The following is a 15,167-nucleotide window of genomic DNA, read 5'->3' as shown; positions in this document are numbered from 1 at the left end:
CCGGAATAAACGTGGCTTAAAGCCTTGTGTGCTAAGCCGCAGCCCTCGACAATTCGTAATTTCGGCCATTCGGAGTTTCCAGTCTTGTCCTTCAGCATCGTTGGCGACGCCCGGCCCAACAGTTTCGAATTCGAAACCGAAGCGCTGATCAAGCCATCCGGCTTTCGCGAATATGATGCGCGCTGGTGGTTCGGCCATCCCGGCTCCGCGCAACGACCGGAACTCAATCTGATCGGCGTCCAGGCGCTCGGCATGGGGCTTGGTACGCTGATCCGCCGTCTCGGCGCCGGTCCCGATATCGTCACCGGGCATGATTTCCGCTCCTATTCGCTGTCGATCAAACTGGCCCTGGTGTCCGGTTTGATGGCTGCAGGCGCACGGGTGAGGGACATCGGACTGGCGTTGTCGCCGATGGCGTATTTCGCTCAGTTCGCTTTGGATACGCCCTCGGTCGCCATGGTCACCGCTTCGCACAACGAAAATGGCTGGACCGGCGTCAAGATGGGTGCGGCGCGGCCGCTGACCTTCGGCCCGGAAGAGATGAGCGCGCTGAAAGCAATCGTGCTGTCCGGCGATTTTGACCTTGTCGGCGGCGGCTCCTACGATTTCATCCGCGACTTTCGCGCGACCTATCTCGACGATCTGACCCGCGACAAGCGCATCGCCCGAAAACTGAAAGTGGTCGCAGCCTGCGGCAATGGCACCGCCGGCGCCTTCGCGCCGCAAGCGTTGCAGCGCATCGGCTGCGAGGTCATCGCGCTCGACGTCGAGCTCGACCATACATTTCCGCGCTACAATCCCAATCCCGAGGACATGCGGATGCTGCATGCCATCCGGGACAAGGTGCTGGCATCAGGCGCCGACATCGGCCTTGGCTTCGACGGCGATGGCGACCGCTGCGGTGTCGTGGACAATGAAGGCAATGAAATTTTTGCCGACAAGGTCGGTGTGATGCTGGCAAGGGATATTTCCAGCCAGCATCCCAACTCGACCTTCGTCGTCGACGTCAAATCGACCGGCCTGTTCCATACCGACGCAATGCTGCGCGCCAATGGCGCCGTCACTGACTATTGGAAAACCGGCCATTCCTACATCAAGCGCCGCGTCGCCGAACTCGGTGCTGTCGCCGGTTTCGAAAAGTCGGGTCATTTCTTTTTCAATCCGCCGATCGGGCGCGGATATGACGACGGCCTGGTCACCGCCATCGCCATCTGCCAGATGCTGGATCGCAGCCCGGGCAGTTCGATGGCCGATCTTTATCGCGCGCTGCCGCTGACCTTTGGCACGCCGACCATGTCGCCGCACTGCGCGGACGAGGTGAAGTATGGTGTGGTCGAACGGGTGGTTGCCGACTTTCAGGCCATGAAGCGGGATGGAAGGGTTTTCGCTGGGCAGAAGATCGCAGACCTCATCACCGTCAACGGCGTGCGCGTCGTCGCCGATGACGGCACCTGGGGGCTGGTGCGCGCCTCGTCGAACAAACCGGAACTGGTCGTGGTGGTCGAAAGCCCGGTGTCGTCGCAGCGTCGACGGGAGATGTTCGAGGCTGTCGACGCCGTGCTGCGCCGCAGCTCCGAGGTGGGCGCCTACAACCAGACCTTTTGAATGGTAGTTGAATGACCGAGCGGATCGTCAGTTTTGTCATGAGCGGTGGCGTCGGCTCGCGGCTGTGGCCGCTGTCGCGCGAGGACAACCCCAAGCAGTTCCACGATCTGTCCGGCGACGGCTCGATGCTGGCCAAGACCTTGCGTCGGCTGACCGCCCGGCTGGAAGGCGGAACGCCGATCTTCCTGATCGCCGCGGAGCGCCATGCTGATCGCGTTCACGCCGATCTTGCTGGTCTCGACCTCGCCGGCGGCGGTCCGCTGTTCGAGCCGACCGGGCGCAACACAGCCGCCGCCGTCGCACTGGCGACGCTGCGCACACTGTCCGAGTTCGGCGACAGCCTGGTGCTGGTGGTGCCGTCTGACCATGAGATATCGACCCCGCGCCAGTTTTGGCAGAGCGTCGAAGCCGGCACCGAGGCTGCGCGCGTCGGCAGGCTGGTGGTGTTCGGCATCAAGCCGACGCAACCAGAGACCGGCTATGGCTATATCGAGGTCGCGGCCGAAAGCGGCGGCACCTTCGACGTGTCGCGCTTCGTCGAAAAGCCGGATATTGCGACTGCGCAGAGCTATCTCAAGGCCGGAAATTTCTACTGGAACACCGGCATCTTCCTGTTTCGCGCCAGCACCATGCGTGACGCCTTCATAGCGTTCCAGCCGGATATCTGGCAGGCCACCGAAGCAGCCTACAAGGCGGCGACATCGGATCTGTCGGGCCTTTACATGCCGCTGGAACTCTACGCCGCCATTCCGTCGAACTCGATCGACTACGCCATCATGGAGCGGGCAAAAGACATCGCCATGGTGCCGGCGGGCTTCCGCTGGAACGATCTCGGCTCGTGGCAGTCGCTGCTCGATGTCGGCCCCGCAGACGACCGGGGCAATGTCATCATCGGCGATGTCGTCGCCATCGATTGCGAGAATTCCTACATTCGCAGCGACGGCCGCCTGCTGTCGGCGATCGGCATGAAGGATATCGCCATCGTTTCGACATCGGATGCCACCTTCGTCGCCCCGGTCAGCCACAGCCAACACGTCAAGAAGATCGTCGAGCAGCTCGAAAAATCGGGTCGCCTGGAAACCAGGTTCACGCCGGCGCATGACCGCGTCATCGAAAGCGGCGCCTGGCGCCGGCGCGTGCATCACTGGCTGTTTCAGGAGACCTTGCCGCTGTGGTCGACATCGGGGGTCGACGAACGCCATGGCGGCTTTCACGAAGCGCTCGGCCTGGACGCCTCGCCGTTGATGAAGCCCAAGCGCATGCGCACCATGGCAAGACAGGTCTATGCTTTCGCCGTCGCCCGGGCGCGCGGCTGGGACGGCCCGGCCGATCGGTTGATCAGCCACGGCATCGCCTTCATGGCCGGCAAGGGCCGCACCGACAAAGGCGGCTGGGTTCGCACGCTGAATGTCGACGGTTCGGTCGCCGACGCCACCGAGGATGCCTACGATCATTCCTGCGTGCTCCTGGCACTGGCGCATGCGCATATGTCAGGCAATCCCGACGCCTTGCGCCTCGGCGAGGAAACCTTCGCCTTTCTCGATGCGCATCTCGAAGACAGCCGCATGACCGGCTTTCTTGAGACATCGGACGGCAAAGGCGAGCGCCGCTCCAACCCGCATATGCACCTGCTCGAGGCCTTTCTCGCCTGGCACCAGGCGACCGGCGAGCGCGCCCATCTGCGGCGCGCGGCACGTATCATCGACCTCTTCCGCAGTCATTTCTTCGATCCGGAAAGCTGGACGCTTGGCGAGTATTTCGATGCCGAATGGAAACCCTCCACCGGCGAGAAAGGGTCATGGACCGAGCCCGGCCACCATTTCGAATGGGCCTCTTTGCTGGTAGATTTCGCCGGGCGTAGCGGCCAGGCCGAGTTGAGCGGCTTTGCCCGAAAACTTTACGCGTCGGCCACTGCCAATGGCCTCAACCGCGCCACCGGGCTTGCCTATGGCGCCGTCTCCAGGCAAGGCCTGCCGCTCGACCTGATATCCCGCAGTTGGCCGCAGGCCGAAGCCGTGAAGGCGGCGATCGCGCTGGATGGCTCTGGCGGCCCCGATCTCAAGCCGGAAATCGAAGCGCGCGTCGGCCGGCTGTTCCGCTGGCACATCGACCCGGCGCCGCTCGGCCTGTGGATCGATCGCATCGACGAGCGCGGCCGCTCGCTGGCATCGGACGTTCCTGCCAGCATCTTCTATCATCTGGTCTGCGCGCTGACGCAGTATCTTGATGGGACGGTGGAGAAGGGATGAGCCCGTATTGAGAGGCCGGCCTCTCAATACGGGCTCGCTACATCCCCAGTCTCGACATACACCGACTTCAGCTGCGAATAGAGTGCCAGTGCCGCCAGTGAATTCTCACGTCCGATGCCTGACTGCTTGAAGCCGCCGAACGGGATTTCCACCGGCGTCAGATTGTAGGCGTTGATCCAGCAGGTGCCAGCCTGCAACTCGGCGATGACGCGGTGGGCGCGCGGCAGGTCGCGCGTGAAGACGCCGGCGGCAAGGCCGAATTCGGTGTCGTTGGCGCGGTCGATCACCTCGTCCTCATCGTCGAACTTCAGCACGCTCATGACAGGCCCGAAAATCTCTTCGCGGGCGATGCGCATTGTGTCGGCGACGCCGGTGAACACCGTCGGCTCGACAAAGAATCCGCCTTGGAAACCCTGCAGCGACGGCACGTTGCCGCCGCAGGCAAGCGTTGCTCCGTCCTGCTTGCCGATTTCGATATAGCCGACCACCTTGTCATGCTGCGCCTTGGAGACCAGCGGACCCATCTGGGTTTCGGGGTCGAGCGGGTCGCCGATGCGGATTTTTTTGGTCCGCTCGACAAGGCGTTCGACGAAGCGGTCGTGAATGCCGTTTTGCACGAAGACCCGCGTGCCGTTGGAGCAGATCTGGCCGGTCGAATAGAAATTGCCGAGCATGGCGCCGCCAATGGCGTTCTCGATGTCGGCATCGTCGAACACGATCAGCGGCGACTTGCCGCCGAGCTCCATCGTCGCGTGCTTCATTTTTGAGCCGGCCAGCGACAGCACCTTGCGGCCGGTCAGCACCGAACCGGTCACCGACACCTTGGCGACGACATCGTGGCCGACAAGCCCGGCGCCGACATCGCCATAGCCCTGCACGACGTTGAACAAGCCGTCGGGCAGCCCGGCCTCGCTGTAGATCTCCGCCAGTGCGAGTGCTGAAAGCGGCGTGTTTTCCGATGGCTTGAACACCATGGCATTGCCCATGGCGAGTGCCGGTGCCGATTTCCAGCCGGCGATCTGGATCGGATAGTTCCAGGCGCCGATGCCGACACAGACGCCGAGCGCTTCGCGCCTTGTGTAGGCGAAGGGTCCGCCGAGATCGACCGACTCGCCATTGTAGGCGGCGACGGCGCCGCCGAAATATTCAAGGCAGTCCGCGGCGGAAGGCGCGTCCGCCACCAGCGTTTCCTGGATCGCCTTGCCGGTGTCCAACGTCTCGATGCGGGCGAGGTCGGCATTTCGGGCGCGCAATATGTCGGCGGCGCGGCGCAGGATGCGCCCGCGCTCGACCGGTTTCAGCCGCGCCCAAGCGGGCTGCGCCGCCCGCGCTGCCTCGACGGCGAGCTCCAGCACGTTCGGCGTCGCCGAACGTAGCATGGCGATGGTCTCACCGGTTGCCGGATAGATGACCGGCAGCGGCGCGCCGCCTTCGTCCTCGATGTAGCGTCCATTGACATAGTGCGATGCCGTGGGCTGGGCGCGCATGGTTTTCTCCAGATGTATTCGCTACCAAGTCCGTTCGACAATGCCCTATCGATCCGCGACCTGCCAGCGCGGATTGATCCATGGTTCCTGGTTGGACGGCGCCAGCGGCGTGCGGCCAAGGATGTGGTCGGAAGCCTTTTCGCCGGTCATGATCGAGGGTGCATTGAGATTGCCGTTGGTGACGCGCGGGAAGATCGAGGAATCGGCGACCCGCAATCCTTCGACGCCGATGACCCGGCACTCCGGATCGACGACACTCATCATGTCGTCGGCGCGGCCCATCTTGCAGGTGCCGCAAGGATGGTAGGCGCTCTCTGCGTGATCCCTGATGAAGATGTCGAGATCGTCGTCCGACTGCACGTGGCTGCCAGGCGATATTTCCTTGCCCCGATAGGGGTCGAACGCCGACTGGCCGAAGATCTCGCGCGTCAGCCGGATGCAGTGGCGGAACTCCGCCCAGTCGTCGGGATGCGACATGTAGTTGAAGTGGATCACCGGCTTCGATTTCGGGTCCGGCGAGCGCAGCGTCACAGAGCCGCGCGACTTCGAGCGCATCGGCCCGACATGCGCCTGGAAGCCGTGCGACTTGGCCGCCGCCTTGCCGTCATAACGGACAGCCGCAGGGATGAAATGGTACTGGATATCGGGGTAGTCGACGCCGGCGCGCGAGCGCACGAAGGCCGCCGCTTCGAAATGGTTGGTGGCGCCAAGCCCGGTCTTGAGGAACAGCCACTGCGCGCCGATGAGCGCTTTCGAGAACGGATTCAGCACCGAATTGAGCGTGATCGGCAGCAATGATTCCTGCTGGATGTAGAGCTCCATATGGTCCTGCAGGTTGCGGCCGACGCCGGGTCTGTCGGCCACCACGGCAATGCCGTTTTCGCGCAAATGCTCGGCCGGGCCGATGCCGGACAGCATCAGGATCTTGGGCGAATTGATCGACGAGGCGGCGACGATCACCTCACGTCGCGCCTTAACGACCTGAATCTTTTTGTGAGCTTCGATCTCGACGCCGATGGCGCGTTGATTCTCGATGATCACCCGCCGCGCAAAGCCCTTGACCAGACTCACATTTTTGCGCTTCAGCGCCGGCTTCAGATAGGCTGATGCCGCCGACCAGCGGCGGCCGCCGCTGATGGTCTGCTCCATCGGCCCAAACCCTTCCTGCTTGGAACCATTGTAGTCGTCGGTCAGCTCGAACCCGGCCTGGCGTCCGGCCTCGACGAAGGCGCCGTAGAGCGGATTGCGGCGCGAGCCGCGCTGCACATGCAGCGGACCGCCGTGACCCCGCCAGCCATCCTCGCCGCCATCCGAGTCCTCCATGCGCTTGAAATAGGGGAGCACGTCGGCGAAGCTCCAGCCGGCCGCACCCTCTTCGGCCCAATGGTCGAAGTCGCGGGCATGGCCGCGCACATAGACCATGCCGTTGATCGAAGACGAGCCGCCGATGACCTTGCCGCGCGGCGTCGCCAGCACGCGGCCGCCGAGATGCGGCTCCGGCTCGCTGGCAAAGCCCCAGTCGTAGAGGCTCATGTTGAGCGGGATCGACAGTGCCGACGGCATCTGGATCAGCGGCCCGATATCGGTCCCGCCGAATTCGATGACGATGACCGAATGCTTGCCGTCCTCCGACAGGCGGTAGGCCATGGCCGAGCCGGCCGAGCCGGAGCCGATGATGACGAAATCCGCTTCAAGCATGGTTCATATGCGCCATAAAATCGGCGAGCGAGACATTGCCGCCGGTAGCCACAACCAGGACGGTTTTGCCCGCCACATCCACCTCGCCGCCGAGCAGTGCCGCCAGCGAGGCGGCGCCGGACGGTTCGAGCACCAGCTTCATGCGCTCGAACGCGATCCGCATCGCCCGGCGGACAGACGCGTCGTCGACGGTGATGCCGCGAACACCCGCGGTCTTGACCGCGGCAAACGGCGCGTCGCCTGGCCGTCGCGACATCAGTCCGTCGCAGATCGATTTCGGCCCGATTGGCATCGTCTCGATGGCGCCATGCGCCAGCGACGAGCCCATGCCGTTGAAACCTTCCGGTTCGACGCCGATGATCTCAGTGGCGGGCGACAGATAGTGGAAGGCAAGCGAAACGCCGCCGATCAGTCCGCCGCCGCCGACCGAGCAGAACAAAAGATCAGCGCTGGCACCTTTGGCTTCGAGTTGGTCGAGCGCTTCGAGGCCGGCGCCCGCCTGGCCGGCGACGATCTCCGGATCGTCGAATGGATGCAGCAGCGCCAGCCCCTCGGTCTCGGCGATCTCGCGTGCCTTGGCGGCCGCGACTTCCTCACGTGCGCGCTCGCCGTGGTCGGTCAGCACGACACGAGCGCCATAGCCTGCCGTGGCGTCGCGCTTGGCGGCCGGTGCGTCGATCGGCATGACGATGGTGACCGGAATGGCAAGCGCTTGGCCGGCGGCCGCCAGCCCTTGCGCGAAATTGCCGGAGGAGTAGGCGACGACGCCCTTCTTCGCTTCGTCAGCTGAAAGCTGCTTCAGCCGCCAATAGGCACCGCGCACCTTGAACGAGCCGGCCCATTGCAGCGATTCCGGCTTGATGAAGACGCGGGCCGCACCCGTCTCGCGGGCCAGTGCCGTCGATTCCAGCAGCGGCGTGATCTGCGTCGCCCGGGATGTGACGGCATAGGCCTGCTTGAGGTGGTCGAGGGAGGGGACGAGAAGGTCTGACATCATTCGCCTCGCGGATACCGCTTGCTGTCTTCGAGATTGTCGAGGTTCATGTGATTGCGCATGTAACGCTCGGACGCTTTTTGCAGCGGCTGGAAATCCCAGGGATAGTAGGCGCCGTTGCGCAGCGCCGGATAGACGACCCAGCGGCGCGCCTGGCTTTCACGCACGGCGGCGTCGAAGCCGGCCATGTCCCAACGCGCCTGGACCTTGTCCATGAATGCCGCCACCAAGGCCACATTGGCCGGGTCCTCGGCCAGATTGTCTCGCTCGAGCGGATCGGCTTCGAGATCGAACAGTTGCGGCAGATCGAGTTCGCAGTGGACGAATTTGTATCTGCCGTCGCGGAGCGCCACCAAAGGCGCATTGGACCCTTCGGCCGCATACTCCATCAACACCGGCGCGGTGCGCTCAATGCCCTCGGTGAGCGGCAGCAGCGACTGGCCGTCCGTCCATGGTGCGATCGCAGCGATGTCGATGCCGGCGAGGTCGCAAAGCGTCGGCGCCACGTCGAGATTGGAAACCGGCGCCTCGATCAGCCCGGCTGGCACGCCCTTGCCGGCAATCATCAGCGGCACCCGCGCCGAGCCCTCGAAGAAGCTCATCTTGAACCACAGGCCGCGCTCGCCGAGCATGTCGCCGTGGTCCGAGCAGAACAGGACGATTGTGTCGTCGGCCATGCGGGTGCGCTCGAGAACGTTCAGGATCTCGCCCAGCTTGTCGTCGACATAGGAGATGTTGGCGAAATAGCCCTGCCGCGAACGACGCACCTGTTCCGGCGTGATCTCGAAAGAAGGATAGTCGCTGGCGTGGTATAGCCGCCGGGAGTGCGCATCCTGCTCGTCATGCGCGATGAACCCGGTTTCCGGGTCCAGCGCCTGGCAGTGCTCGTAAAGATCCCAATACTGCTTGCGCGCGACATAGGGATCGTGCGGGTGCGACAGCGATACGGTGAGGCACCAGGGCCGATGGTTCGCATCATCCTGTTCGCGCGAAAGCTGATAGAGCTTCTGTGTGGCCAGGAACACGACCTCGTCGTCATACTCCATCTGGTTGGTGATCTCGGCGACGCCGGCGCCCGTCACCGAGCCCAGATTGTGATACCACCAGTCGATACGCTCGCCGGGCTTGCGGTAGTCCGGCGTCCAGCCGAAATCGGCCGGGTAGATGTCGGTGGTCAGCCGCTCCTCGAAACCGTGCAGCTGATCCGGCCCGACGAAATGCATCTTGCCCGACAGGCAGGTGTAGTAGCCGGCAGAGCGCAGATGATGGGCGAAGGTCGGGATCGATGAGGCGAATTCGGCGGCATTGTCATAGACGCCGGTGCGCGACGGCAATTGCCCGCTCATGAACGAGGCACGGCCCGGCGCGCAGAGCGGCGACGCCGTGTAGTTGTTGGCAAAGCGCGCCGAACGTGCGGCCAACGCCCTCAGGTGCGGTACGTGCAGAAACTCCGCCGGCCCGTCCGGAAACAGGGTTCCGTTGAGCTGATCGGCCATGACGATCAGGAAATTGGATCGCTTAATTGTCACTGTTTGCGCCGCTCGCCAAGTTTGGTTTCGAGATAGTCCTCGACCAGCGCGATCGCGGTCGCGGCATCAGGCACGCCGTCCTTCAGCGCCCGCCTGATGTAGAGCCCGTCGATCATCGCCGCTGTCGCTTCGGCGGCGCGGTCGGCTTCGGCTCTGGGCAAGATGCCGACAAGCCCGCTCATCAGGTTCGAATGCAGTCGCCGCGCATAGACCCTGAGCAGTCGGCGCAACGCCGATGATTTCTGCGCCTCGACATAGAAGGCGAGCCAGGCGGCGATGGTTTCCGGCTGGAACTGGATGTCGGAGAAGTTGACGGCGACCACCGCCGAGACGCGCTCGCGCGCGGTGTTGGCCGAACCAAGGGCGCGCAACGTGTCGGCGGTCAGTTCGGCCAGGATGTGGCGCATCGTTGCCAGCAGCAGCTCGTCCTTGGCGCCGAAATAGTGATGGGCAAGGGCCGACGAAACCCCTGCGCGCCCGGCGATTTCGGACATGGTCACGTCGAGCGAGCCGCGCTCGCCGATCGCCGAGATCGTCGCGTCGATAAGCGCCTTGCGGCGCAGCGGTTCCATTCCGATTTTCGGCATCTTGCAATGATCCCTTTCGAGTAGGATTATTTTTTATTGACGGGTCAATCAACAAAAAAATCAGCACTGGCGTCGCCTGTACCAAGTGATTGTCTGCTCCCAGCCCTTCACGAGGCGAGCAGGATTGTTTATATTTGAACAATAGAGGCGAAATGCGCCGTGGCCCACATGCTAGGCTGGCGCCAAGGATGGAGACCGCCATGACCGCATGCATCGTTGGCTGGGCGCATTCGCGCTTCGGCAAGCTCGAGGGCGAAACGCTCGAGAACCTCATCGTCAAGGTCGCTACGGACGCGCTCGACCATGCCGGCATCGGCCCCGACGAGGTCGACGAGATCGTGCTCGGCCACTTCAATGCCGGCTTTTCGGCACAGGATTTTACCGCCAGCCTGGTGCTGCAGGCCGACGACCGGCTGCGCTTCAAGCCGGCGACGCGCGTCGAGAACGCTTGCGCCACCGGATCGGCGGCGGTCCGCCAGGGCATCCGTGCCATCGACGCCAATGCCGCTCGCATCGTGCTGGTGGTCGGCGCGGAGCAGATGACGACAACGCCGGGGCCGGAGATCGGCAAAAACCTGCTCAAGGCGTCCTATCTGCCCGAGGACGGCGAGACACCGGCGGGTTTCGCCGGCGTCTTCGGCAAGATCGCGCAGGCCTATTTTCAGTGCTATGGCGACCAGTCGGATGCGCTGGCGATGATTGCCGCCAAGAACCACAAGAATGGCGTCGACAATCCCTATGCGCAGATGCGCAAGGATTTCGGCTACGAGTTCTGCCGCCAGGAGAGCGAGAAGAACCCGTTCGTTGCCGGCCCGCTGAAGCGCACCGATTGCTCGCTGGTCTCCGATGGCGCTGCCGCCCTTATCCTCGCCGACACCGCGACGGCACTGAAGATGCGCCGTGCCGTTGCCTTCCGCGCCAACGAGCATGTGCAGGATTTCCTGCCGATGTCGAAGCGCGACATCCTGACCTTCGAAGGCTGCGAACAGGCCTGGACCCGGGCGCTCAAGAACGCCGGCGTGACGCTCGACGATCTCTCCTTCGTCGAAACGCATGACTGCTTCACCATTGCCGAACTGATTGAATATGAGGCGATGGGCCTTGCCAAGCCGGGAGAGGGGGCCAAGCTGGCGCTGGACGGCACAACGGCTAGGGATGGTCGCCTGCCGGTCAATCCATCCGGCGGGCTGAAGGCCAAGGGCCATCCGATCGGCGCCACGGGCGTGTCCATGCATGTCTTGACCGCCATGCAGCTTGTCGGCGAGGCCGGCGGCATCCAGGTGCCGGGCGCAAAACTTGGCGGCATCTTCAACATGGGCGGTGCGGCGGTGGCCAACTACGTTTCCATTCTCGACCGGATCAGATAAACCGCCCGCATTTACGGGAGGGTTCATGACAAATCCGGTTCTGATCGAAGTGTTGCGCGGCGAGATCGTCGAGAGCGCGCATCGCGGCTCAGTCGCGGTCTTCGATGGCGACGGCAAGCCTGTCTGGGAGATCGGCGACACGGCCAAGCCGGTGTTTCCGCGCTCGGCGGTCAAGGCGATCCAGGCATTGCCGCTGGTCGAAAGCGGGGCGGCCGATGCCTATGGTTTCGGCAACCGCGAACTGGCGCTTGCCTGTGCGTCCCATTCGGGCGAGCCGGCCCATGTCGAACTGGCGCGATCCATGCTGGCCAAGGCCGGGCTGGACGGTTCGGCTCTCGAATGCGGCACGCATTGGCCGTCCAATCATGATGCTGAGATTGCACTCGCCCGCGGCGGCGGCTCGCCGAACGCATTGCACAACAATTGTTCCGGCAAGCATTCCGGCTTCCTCTGCACCTGCGTCCACGCCGGCATTGCACATCGCGGCTATGTCAAGCCGGGACACGGCCTGCAGGAGATGGTGCGCGATGCCATGCAGTCGGTCACGGGCGCTGTCCATGGTGAGGACCAGCGAGCCATCGATGGCTGTTCGATCCCAACCTATGCGGTGCCGCTCAGGAGCTTCGCGCTCGGCTTTGCCCGCATGGCCACGACATCAGGTTTTGGCCCAGAGCGAGCCAAGGCTGCAAAGCGGCTGCTTTCCGCCTGCATGGCCGAGCCCTTCTTGGTTGCCGGCAGCGGCCGCGAAGACGTCGCGCTGATGCAGGCCGCACCAGGGCGGATTTTCACCAAAGGCGGCGCCGAGGGCGTCCATTGTGCCGCAATTCCGGAGCTCGGTCTCGGCATCGCGCTCAAATGCGACGATGGCGCCGGCCGCGCCGGTGAAGCCATGGCTGCCGCCGTCCTTGCCAAACTGTTGCGCGCCGACGAGGCCTTGGCGTTCAAGCTGAGCGAATTGGCAAACACGCCCATCGAAAACCGCAACGGTGCCAAGGTCGGGGCGCTGAGGCCGACAGCAGCCCTCAACTGACGTGATTGCGCTCGACGGTCAGATGCGCATAGCCGGTATTGTCCGATGACGTGAGATCGCCAGTCGCCGGTTCGGCCCAGCGCTGGCCGACAATGGCGCCGTTCAGCGCACCGTCGATGACATTGTCTGAAATGATGGCCGTACCGGCGCCCTCGACCACGGATACGACGATCCCGGTTCCGGCCTTGCGAATGATGTTGCCGGTGGCGACGACATTGCGCAGGTACGGGCCCCAGCCGATCTGCATGCCATAGAGCGGCGTGTTCTCGATGACGTTGTTGGAAACGGTTGTGTCGGCTTCGACGCCGATGCCAACGCCAAACCCTGGCGAGTCGGCGGGGTAGGGGCCGCTGGTCGACAGATTGCGCACAATGTTGCCCGAGCAGACGCCCATGCGGCCGCCTTCGTTGAAATTGACGATCGAGATGCCGTTGGCGGCACCGTCGACGATGTTGTTGCTGATGATGGCGCCTTCGAACGAGAATTCGGAATAGACCGCCGTTTCGCCCGAGCGCGAGCAGGTGTTGCCCGATATCTGCAGGTTGCTGGCGCTGTTGGCCCGGATCGCCGAGAAGGCGCAGTCCGAGACGATGTTGCCCGAGATGACGACATTGCCGGCGCGAAAGGCATTGATGCCGTTGCCGTTCTGCCCGGTTCCGCCGCCGCGTGCCTGGATCCGTTGGACGCGGTTGCCGGTGACCATGGTGCCGTCTTCCGCCGCCTGCCAGCGGTGCACGAGGATGCCGCCATTGGCGCAATCGGAGACGGTGTTGCCCGTGATAGACAGCCCGCCAGCCTCGACCGAGTAAATGCCGGCATCGGCGGCACCCGATATCTCGCTGCGCTCGACCCCGCCCGCCGCATGTTCCAGCGCCAGTCCGTTCTTGCCGCTGCCGGTGATCTGGCAATTGTCGATGGCGAGGTGCGCGATACGGCGCAGATCGAGCAGCCCTTGCGTGTAATCGCCCATCGTGCGGTTCGAACCATCGAAGACCAGACCGCTAAGTTCGATATGGTCGGCCTGTTCGGCCATGAACAGGTGGCCGTCACCGCCGTAAACGATGCGCGTCGCGCCCGGCACGCCGGAAAGACGCACGCGGCCGGGCAGCGAAAGATTGGAGACGACATAGGTGCCGGGCGGCAGGAATATCGGCATGTCGCGGCTGTTTGCGTCACGCAGGAGTTTGGCGAAGGCCTTGCTCTGATCGTCTGATGTGCCGGGCTGCACGCCGAGGTCGGTGGCATTGATCGAGCCGCGGATCGAGGCTTTCTCGATGCCAGTCAGGTTTGCGGCCACCGCCTTGCCAAGCGCAAGCCCCATGACGGCAAAGCCGGCGGTCCCGGTCAGCAGCGTTCGTCTGTTCAACATCGGCACAGAATCCCAGCGTTCAAGCCTGCTTATCGCAGGAATCGTGCCAGCCGTTCTGTCTCTCCTGCCGAGCGCGCGACAATGGCTTGTCGAGCAGCTTCTGCGGGCCTAAGTTCAGGAAATGAGCAGAGCTTTCACGCGCGAGGAAGACAGCGAAAATGCCATCGCCGGCGTCGGTGAACGGCCAGTCAGCCACCATCGCAATCTGGTGACAGAACGCGGCCTGACGCAGATTGAGGACAATCTCGCCGATCTGCGCGATATCTTGGCGAAGGCCGAACGCAAAGCCGACCGCGAGCGCATCGCGGTCGTGTCGCGCGACCTGCGCTATTGGACCGCCCGGCGTGAAAGCGCCGAACTCTCCGTACCGGAGCCGGGCAGTAACCTTGTGCGCTTCGGCATGGGCGTCACGATCGAGAGCAATGACGGCAGGAAGGTGCACTGGAAGATCGTCGGCGAGGACGAGGCCGATCCGGCCAAGGGCACGATTTCCCATGTGTCACCGATGGCTGTCGCCCTGTTCGGCAAGAAGGTCGGCGACTTGGCCAGCGTCAACGGCAAGGAATGGGAAATCGTCAAGCTTTCCGATGGCTAGTCTTCAAGCTTGACGACATGGTCGCGGAAGAAAGCGGCTGCACCGGCTTCATCGATCTCGCTGGCGGCAACCATCATAACCAACTGGATGATATCCGCAGGATCGGCTTCAATGCTCAACCCGTTGAAGTAGAGAAACAAGTCTGCTGCGGCAAAAGCAGTGCGTTTGTTGCCGTCAACGAAGGGATGGTTCTTGGCGATACCGAAGAGATACGCCGATGCTAATTCGCAGAGATCGGGCTCTCCATAGCTCTCTCTCTGTTGCGGCCGGTGGAGCGCCGATTCCAGCATACCCTCATCGCGGATGCCCGGCGCGCCACCGTGAAGGCGCAATTGCTCAGTGTGAAGCGCCTCGACAAATTCTCGCGAATGATGCTGACTCACTTCGCTAGTGCGCGATAAGCAACTTCATATTTTTTCATCCGTTCGCGAGCTACCTTCATTTTGTTCTCAAATTCTTCAGGATCGCTCGCAAGCCGACGAAGCCGAAGCTCGCCTGCGTTCTCGGCGGCAACAAGCGTATCCCCTGCTCGAACATTTAGCCGGTCAAGCATTTCCCGGGGCAAAATCACGCCTTCGGAATTGCCGATTTTGCGTACGGTAATGTTCATTTGTGACCTCCTTCAGTCTCCTCCTGCACGGCTAGTGGACTTGAGTT

13 protein-coding genes are annotated in these 15,167 nt (G+C 63.3%); 5 read left to right on the top strand and 8 right to left on the bottom strand.

What is annotated here, in order from left to right; genetic code table 11:
• Positions 1–84 precede the first annotated feature (84 nt).
• Positions 85–1,605 (top strand): phosphomannomutase/phosphoglucomutase, encoded by a 1,521-nt coding sequence (locus NKI66_RS18950; protein WP_023812760.1) that lies wholly within the window; start codon positions 85–87, stop codon positions 1,603–1,605.
• An 11-nt stretch (positions 1,606–1,616) separates the two neighbouring features.
• Positions 1,617–3,854, top strand: a complete 2,238-nt coding sequence (locus tag NKI66_RS18945; RefSeq protein WP_352441322.1) for a mannose-1-phosphate guanylyltransferase/mannose-6-phosphate isomerase — start codon at positions 1,617–1,619, stop codon at positions 3,852–3,854.
• Positions 3,855–3,877: 23 nt separating this feature from the next.
• On the opposite strand, the gene betB is transcribed toward NKI66_RS18945, so the two are convergent.
• The 5 genes from betB to betI are packed head-to-tail and all read right to left on the bottom strand — an operon-like array spanning position 3,878 to position 10,149.
• Positions 3,878–5,341 (bottom strand): betaine-aldehyde dehydrogenase, encoded by a 1,464-nt coding sequence (betB, locus tag NKI66_RS18940; RefSeq protein WP_352441321.1) that lies wholly within the window; start codon positions 5,339–5,341, stop codon positions 3,878–3,880.
• 45 nt (positions 5,342–5,386) lie between these two features.
• The gene (betA, locus tag NKI66_RS18935; protein ID WP_352441320.1) at positions 5,387–7,039 is read right to left on the bottom strand and encodes a choline dehydrogenase; all 1,653 of its coding nucleotides are present in this window, start codon (positions 7,037–7,039) and stop codon (positions 5,387–5,389) included.
• Positions 7,032–8,033, bottom strand: a complete 1,002-nt coding sequence (locus NKI66_RS18930) for a threonine/serine dehydratase family protein (RefSeq protein WP_352441319.1) — start codon at positions 8,031–8,033, stop codon at positions 7,032–7,034. The genes betA and NKI66_RS18930 overlap by 8 nt, the downstream gene beginning before the upstream one ends.
• A complete protein-coding gene (betC, locus tag NKI66_RS18925; protein WP_352752531.1) occupies positions 8,033–9,562 on the bottom strand; it encodes a choline-sulfatase in 1,530 nt (509 codons plus the stop codon). The genes NKI66_RS18930 and betC overlap by 1 nt, the downstream gene beginning before the upstream one ends.
• Positions 9,559–10,149 carry a choline-binding transcriptional repressor BetI gene (gene betI, locus NKI66_RS18920; protein WP_023812766.1) on the bottom strand — a complete coding sequence of 197 codons (591 nt, stop codon included), beginning with the start codon at positions 10,147–10,149 and terminating at the stop codon, positions 9,559–9,561. The genes betC and betI overlap by 4 nt, the downstream gene beginning before the upstream one ends.
• 200 nt (positions 10,150–10,349) lie before the next feature.
• Between betI and NKI66_RS18915 the strand changes: the two genes are divergently transcribed.
• A complete protein-coding gene (locus NKI66_RS18915) occupies positions 10,350–11,516 on the top strand; it encodes an acetyl-CoA acetyltransferase (protein WP_352752529.1) in 1,167 nt (388 codons plus the stop codon).
• Between the two features lie 25 nt (positions 11,517–11,541).
• Positions 11,542–12,546 carry an asparaginase gene (locus NKI66_RS18910; protein WP_352721825.1) on the top strand — a complete coding sequence of 335 codons (1,005 nt, stop codon included), beginning with the start codon at positions 11,542–11,544 and terminating at the stop codon, positions 12,544–12,546.
• Here the strand turns inward: NKI66_RS18910 and NKI66_RS18905 are convergent.
• Positions 12,539–13,915 carry a TIGR03808 family TAT-translocated repetitive protein gene (locus NKI66_RS18905; RefSeq protein WP_352441315.1) on the bottom strand — a complete coding sequence of 459 codons (1,377 nt, stop codon included), beginning with the start codon at positions 13,913–13,915 and terminating at the stop codon, positions 12,539–12,541. The genes NKI66_RS18910 and NKI66_RS18905 overlap by 8 nt on opposite strands.
• A gap of 121 nt (positions 13,916–14,036) precedes the next feature.
• Between NKI66_RS18905 and greA the strand changes: the two genes are divergently transcribed.
• The gene (gene greA, locus NKI66_RS18900; RefSeq protein ID WP_023812770.1) at positions 14,037–14,510 is read left to right on the top strand and encodes a transcription elongation factor GreA; all 474 of its coding nucleotides are present in this window, start codon (positions 14,037–14,039) and stop codon (positions 14,508–14,510) included.
• Here greA and NKI66_RS18895 read toward each other — a convergent pair.
• Both NKI66_RS18895 and NKI66_RS18890 read right to left on the bottom strand, forming a co-directional pair.
• Entirely contained in the window at positions 14,507–14,893 is a 387-nt protein-coding gene (locus NKI66_RS18895; RefSeq protein ID WP_023812771.1) for a type II toxin-antitoxin system death-on-curing family toxin, read from the bottom strand. The two genes, greA and NKI66_RS18895, sit on opposite strands and share 4 nt — an antisense overlap.
• A complete protein-coding gene (locus NKI66_RS18890; protein ID WP_081734931.1) occupies positions 14,890–15,120 on the bottom strand; it encodes an AbrB/MazE/SpoVT family DNA-binding domain-containing protein in 231 nt (76 codons plus the stop codon). The genes NKI66_RS18895 and NKI66_RS18890 overlap by 4 nt, the downstream gene beginning before the upstream one ends.
• Between the last annotated feature and the right edge of the window lie 47 nt (positions 15,121–15,167).

Origin of the sequence: Mesorhizobium sp. M0518 (assembly GCF_040321125.1) — a bacterium.
GTDB lineage: Bacteria > Pseudomonadota > Alphaproteobacteria > Rhizobiales > Rhizobiaceae > Mesorhizobium.
This window is presented reverse-complemented; position numbering and strand designations above follow the sequence as displayed.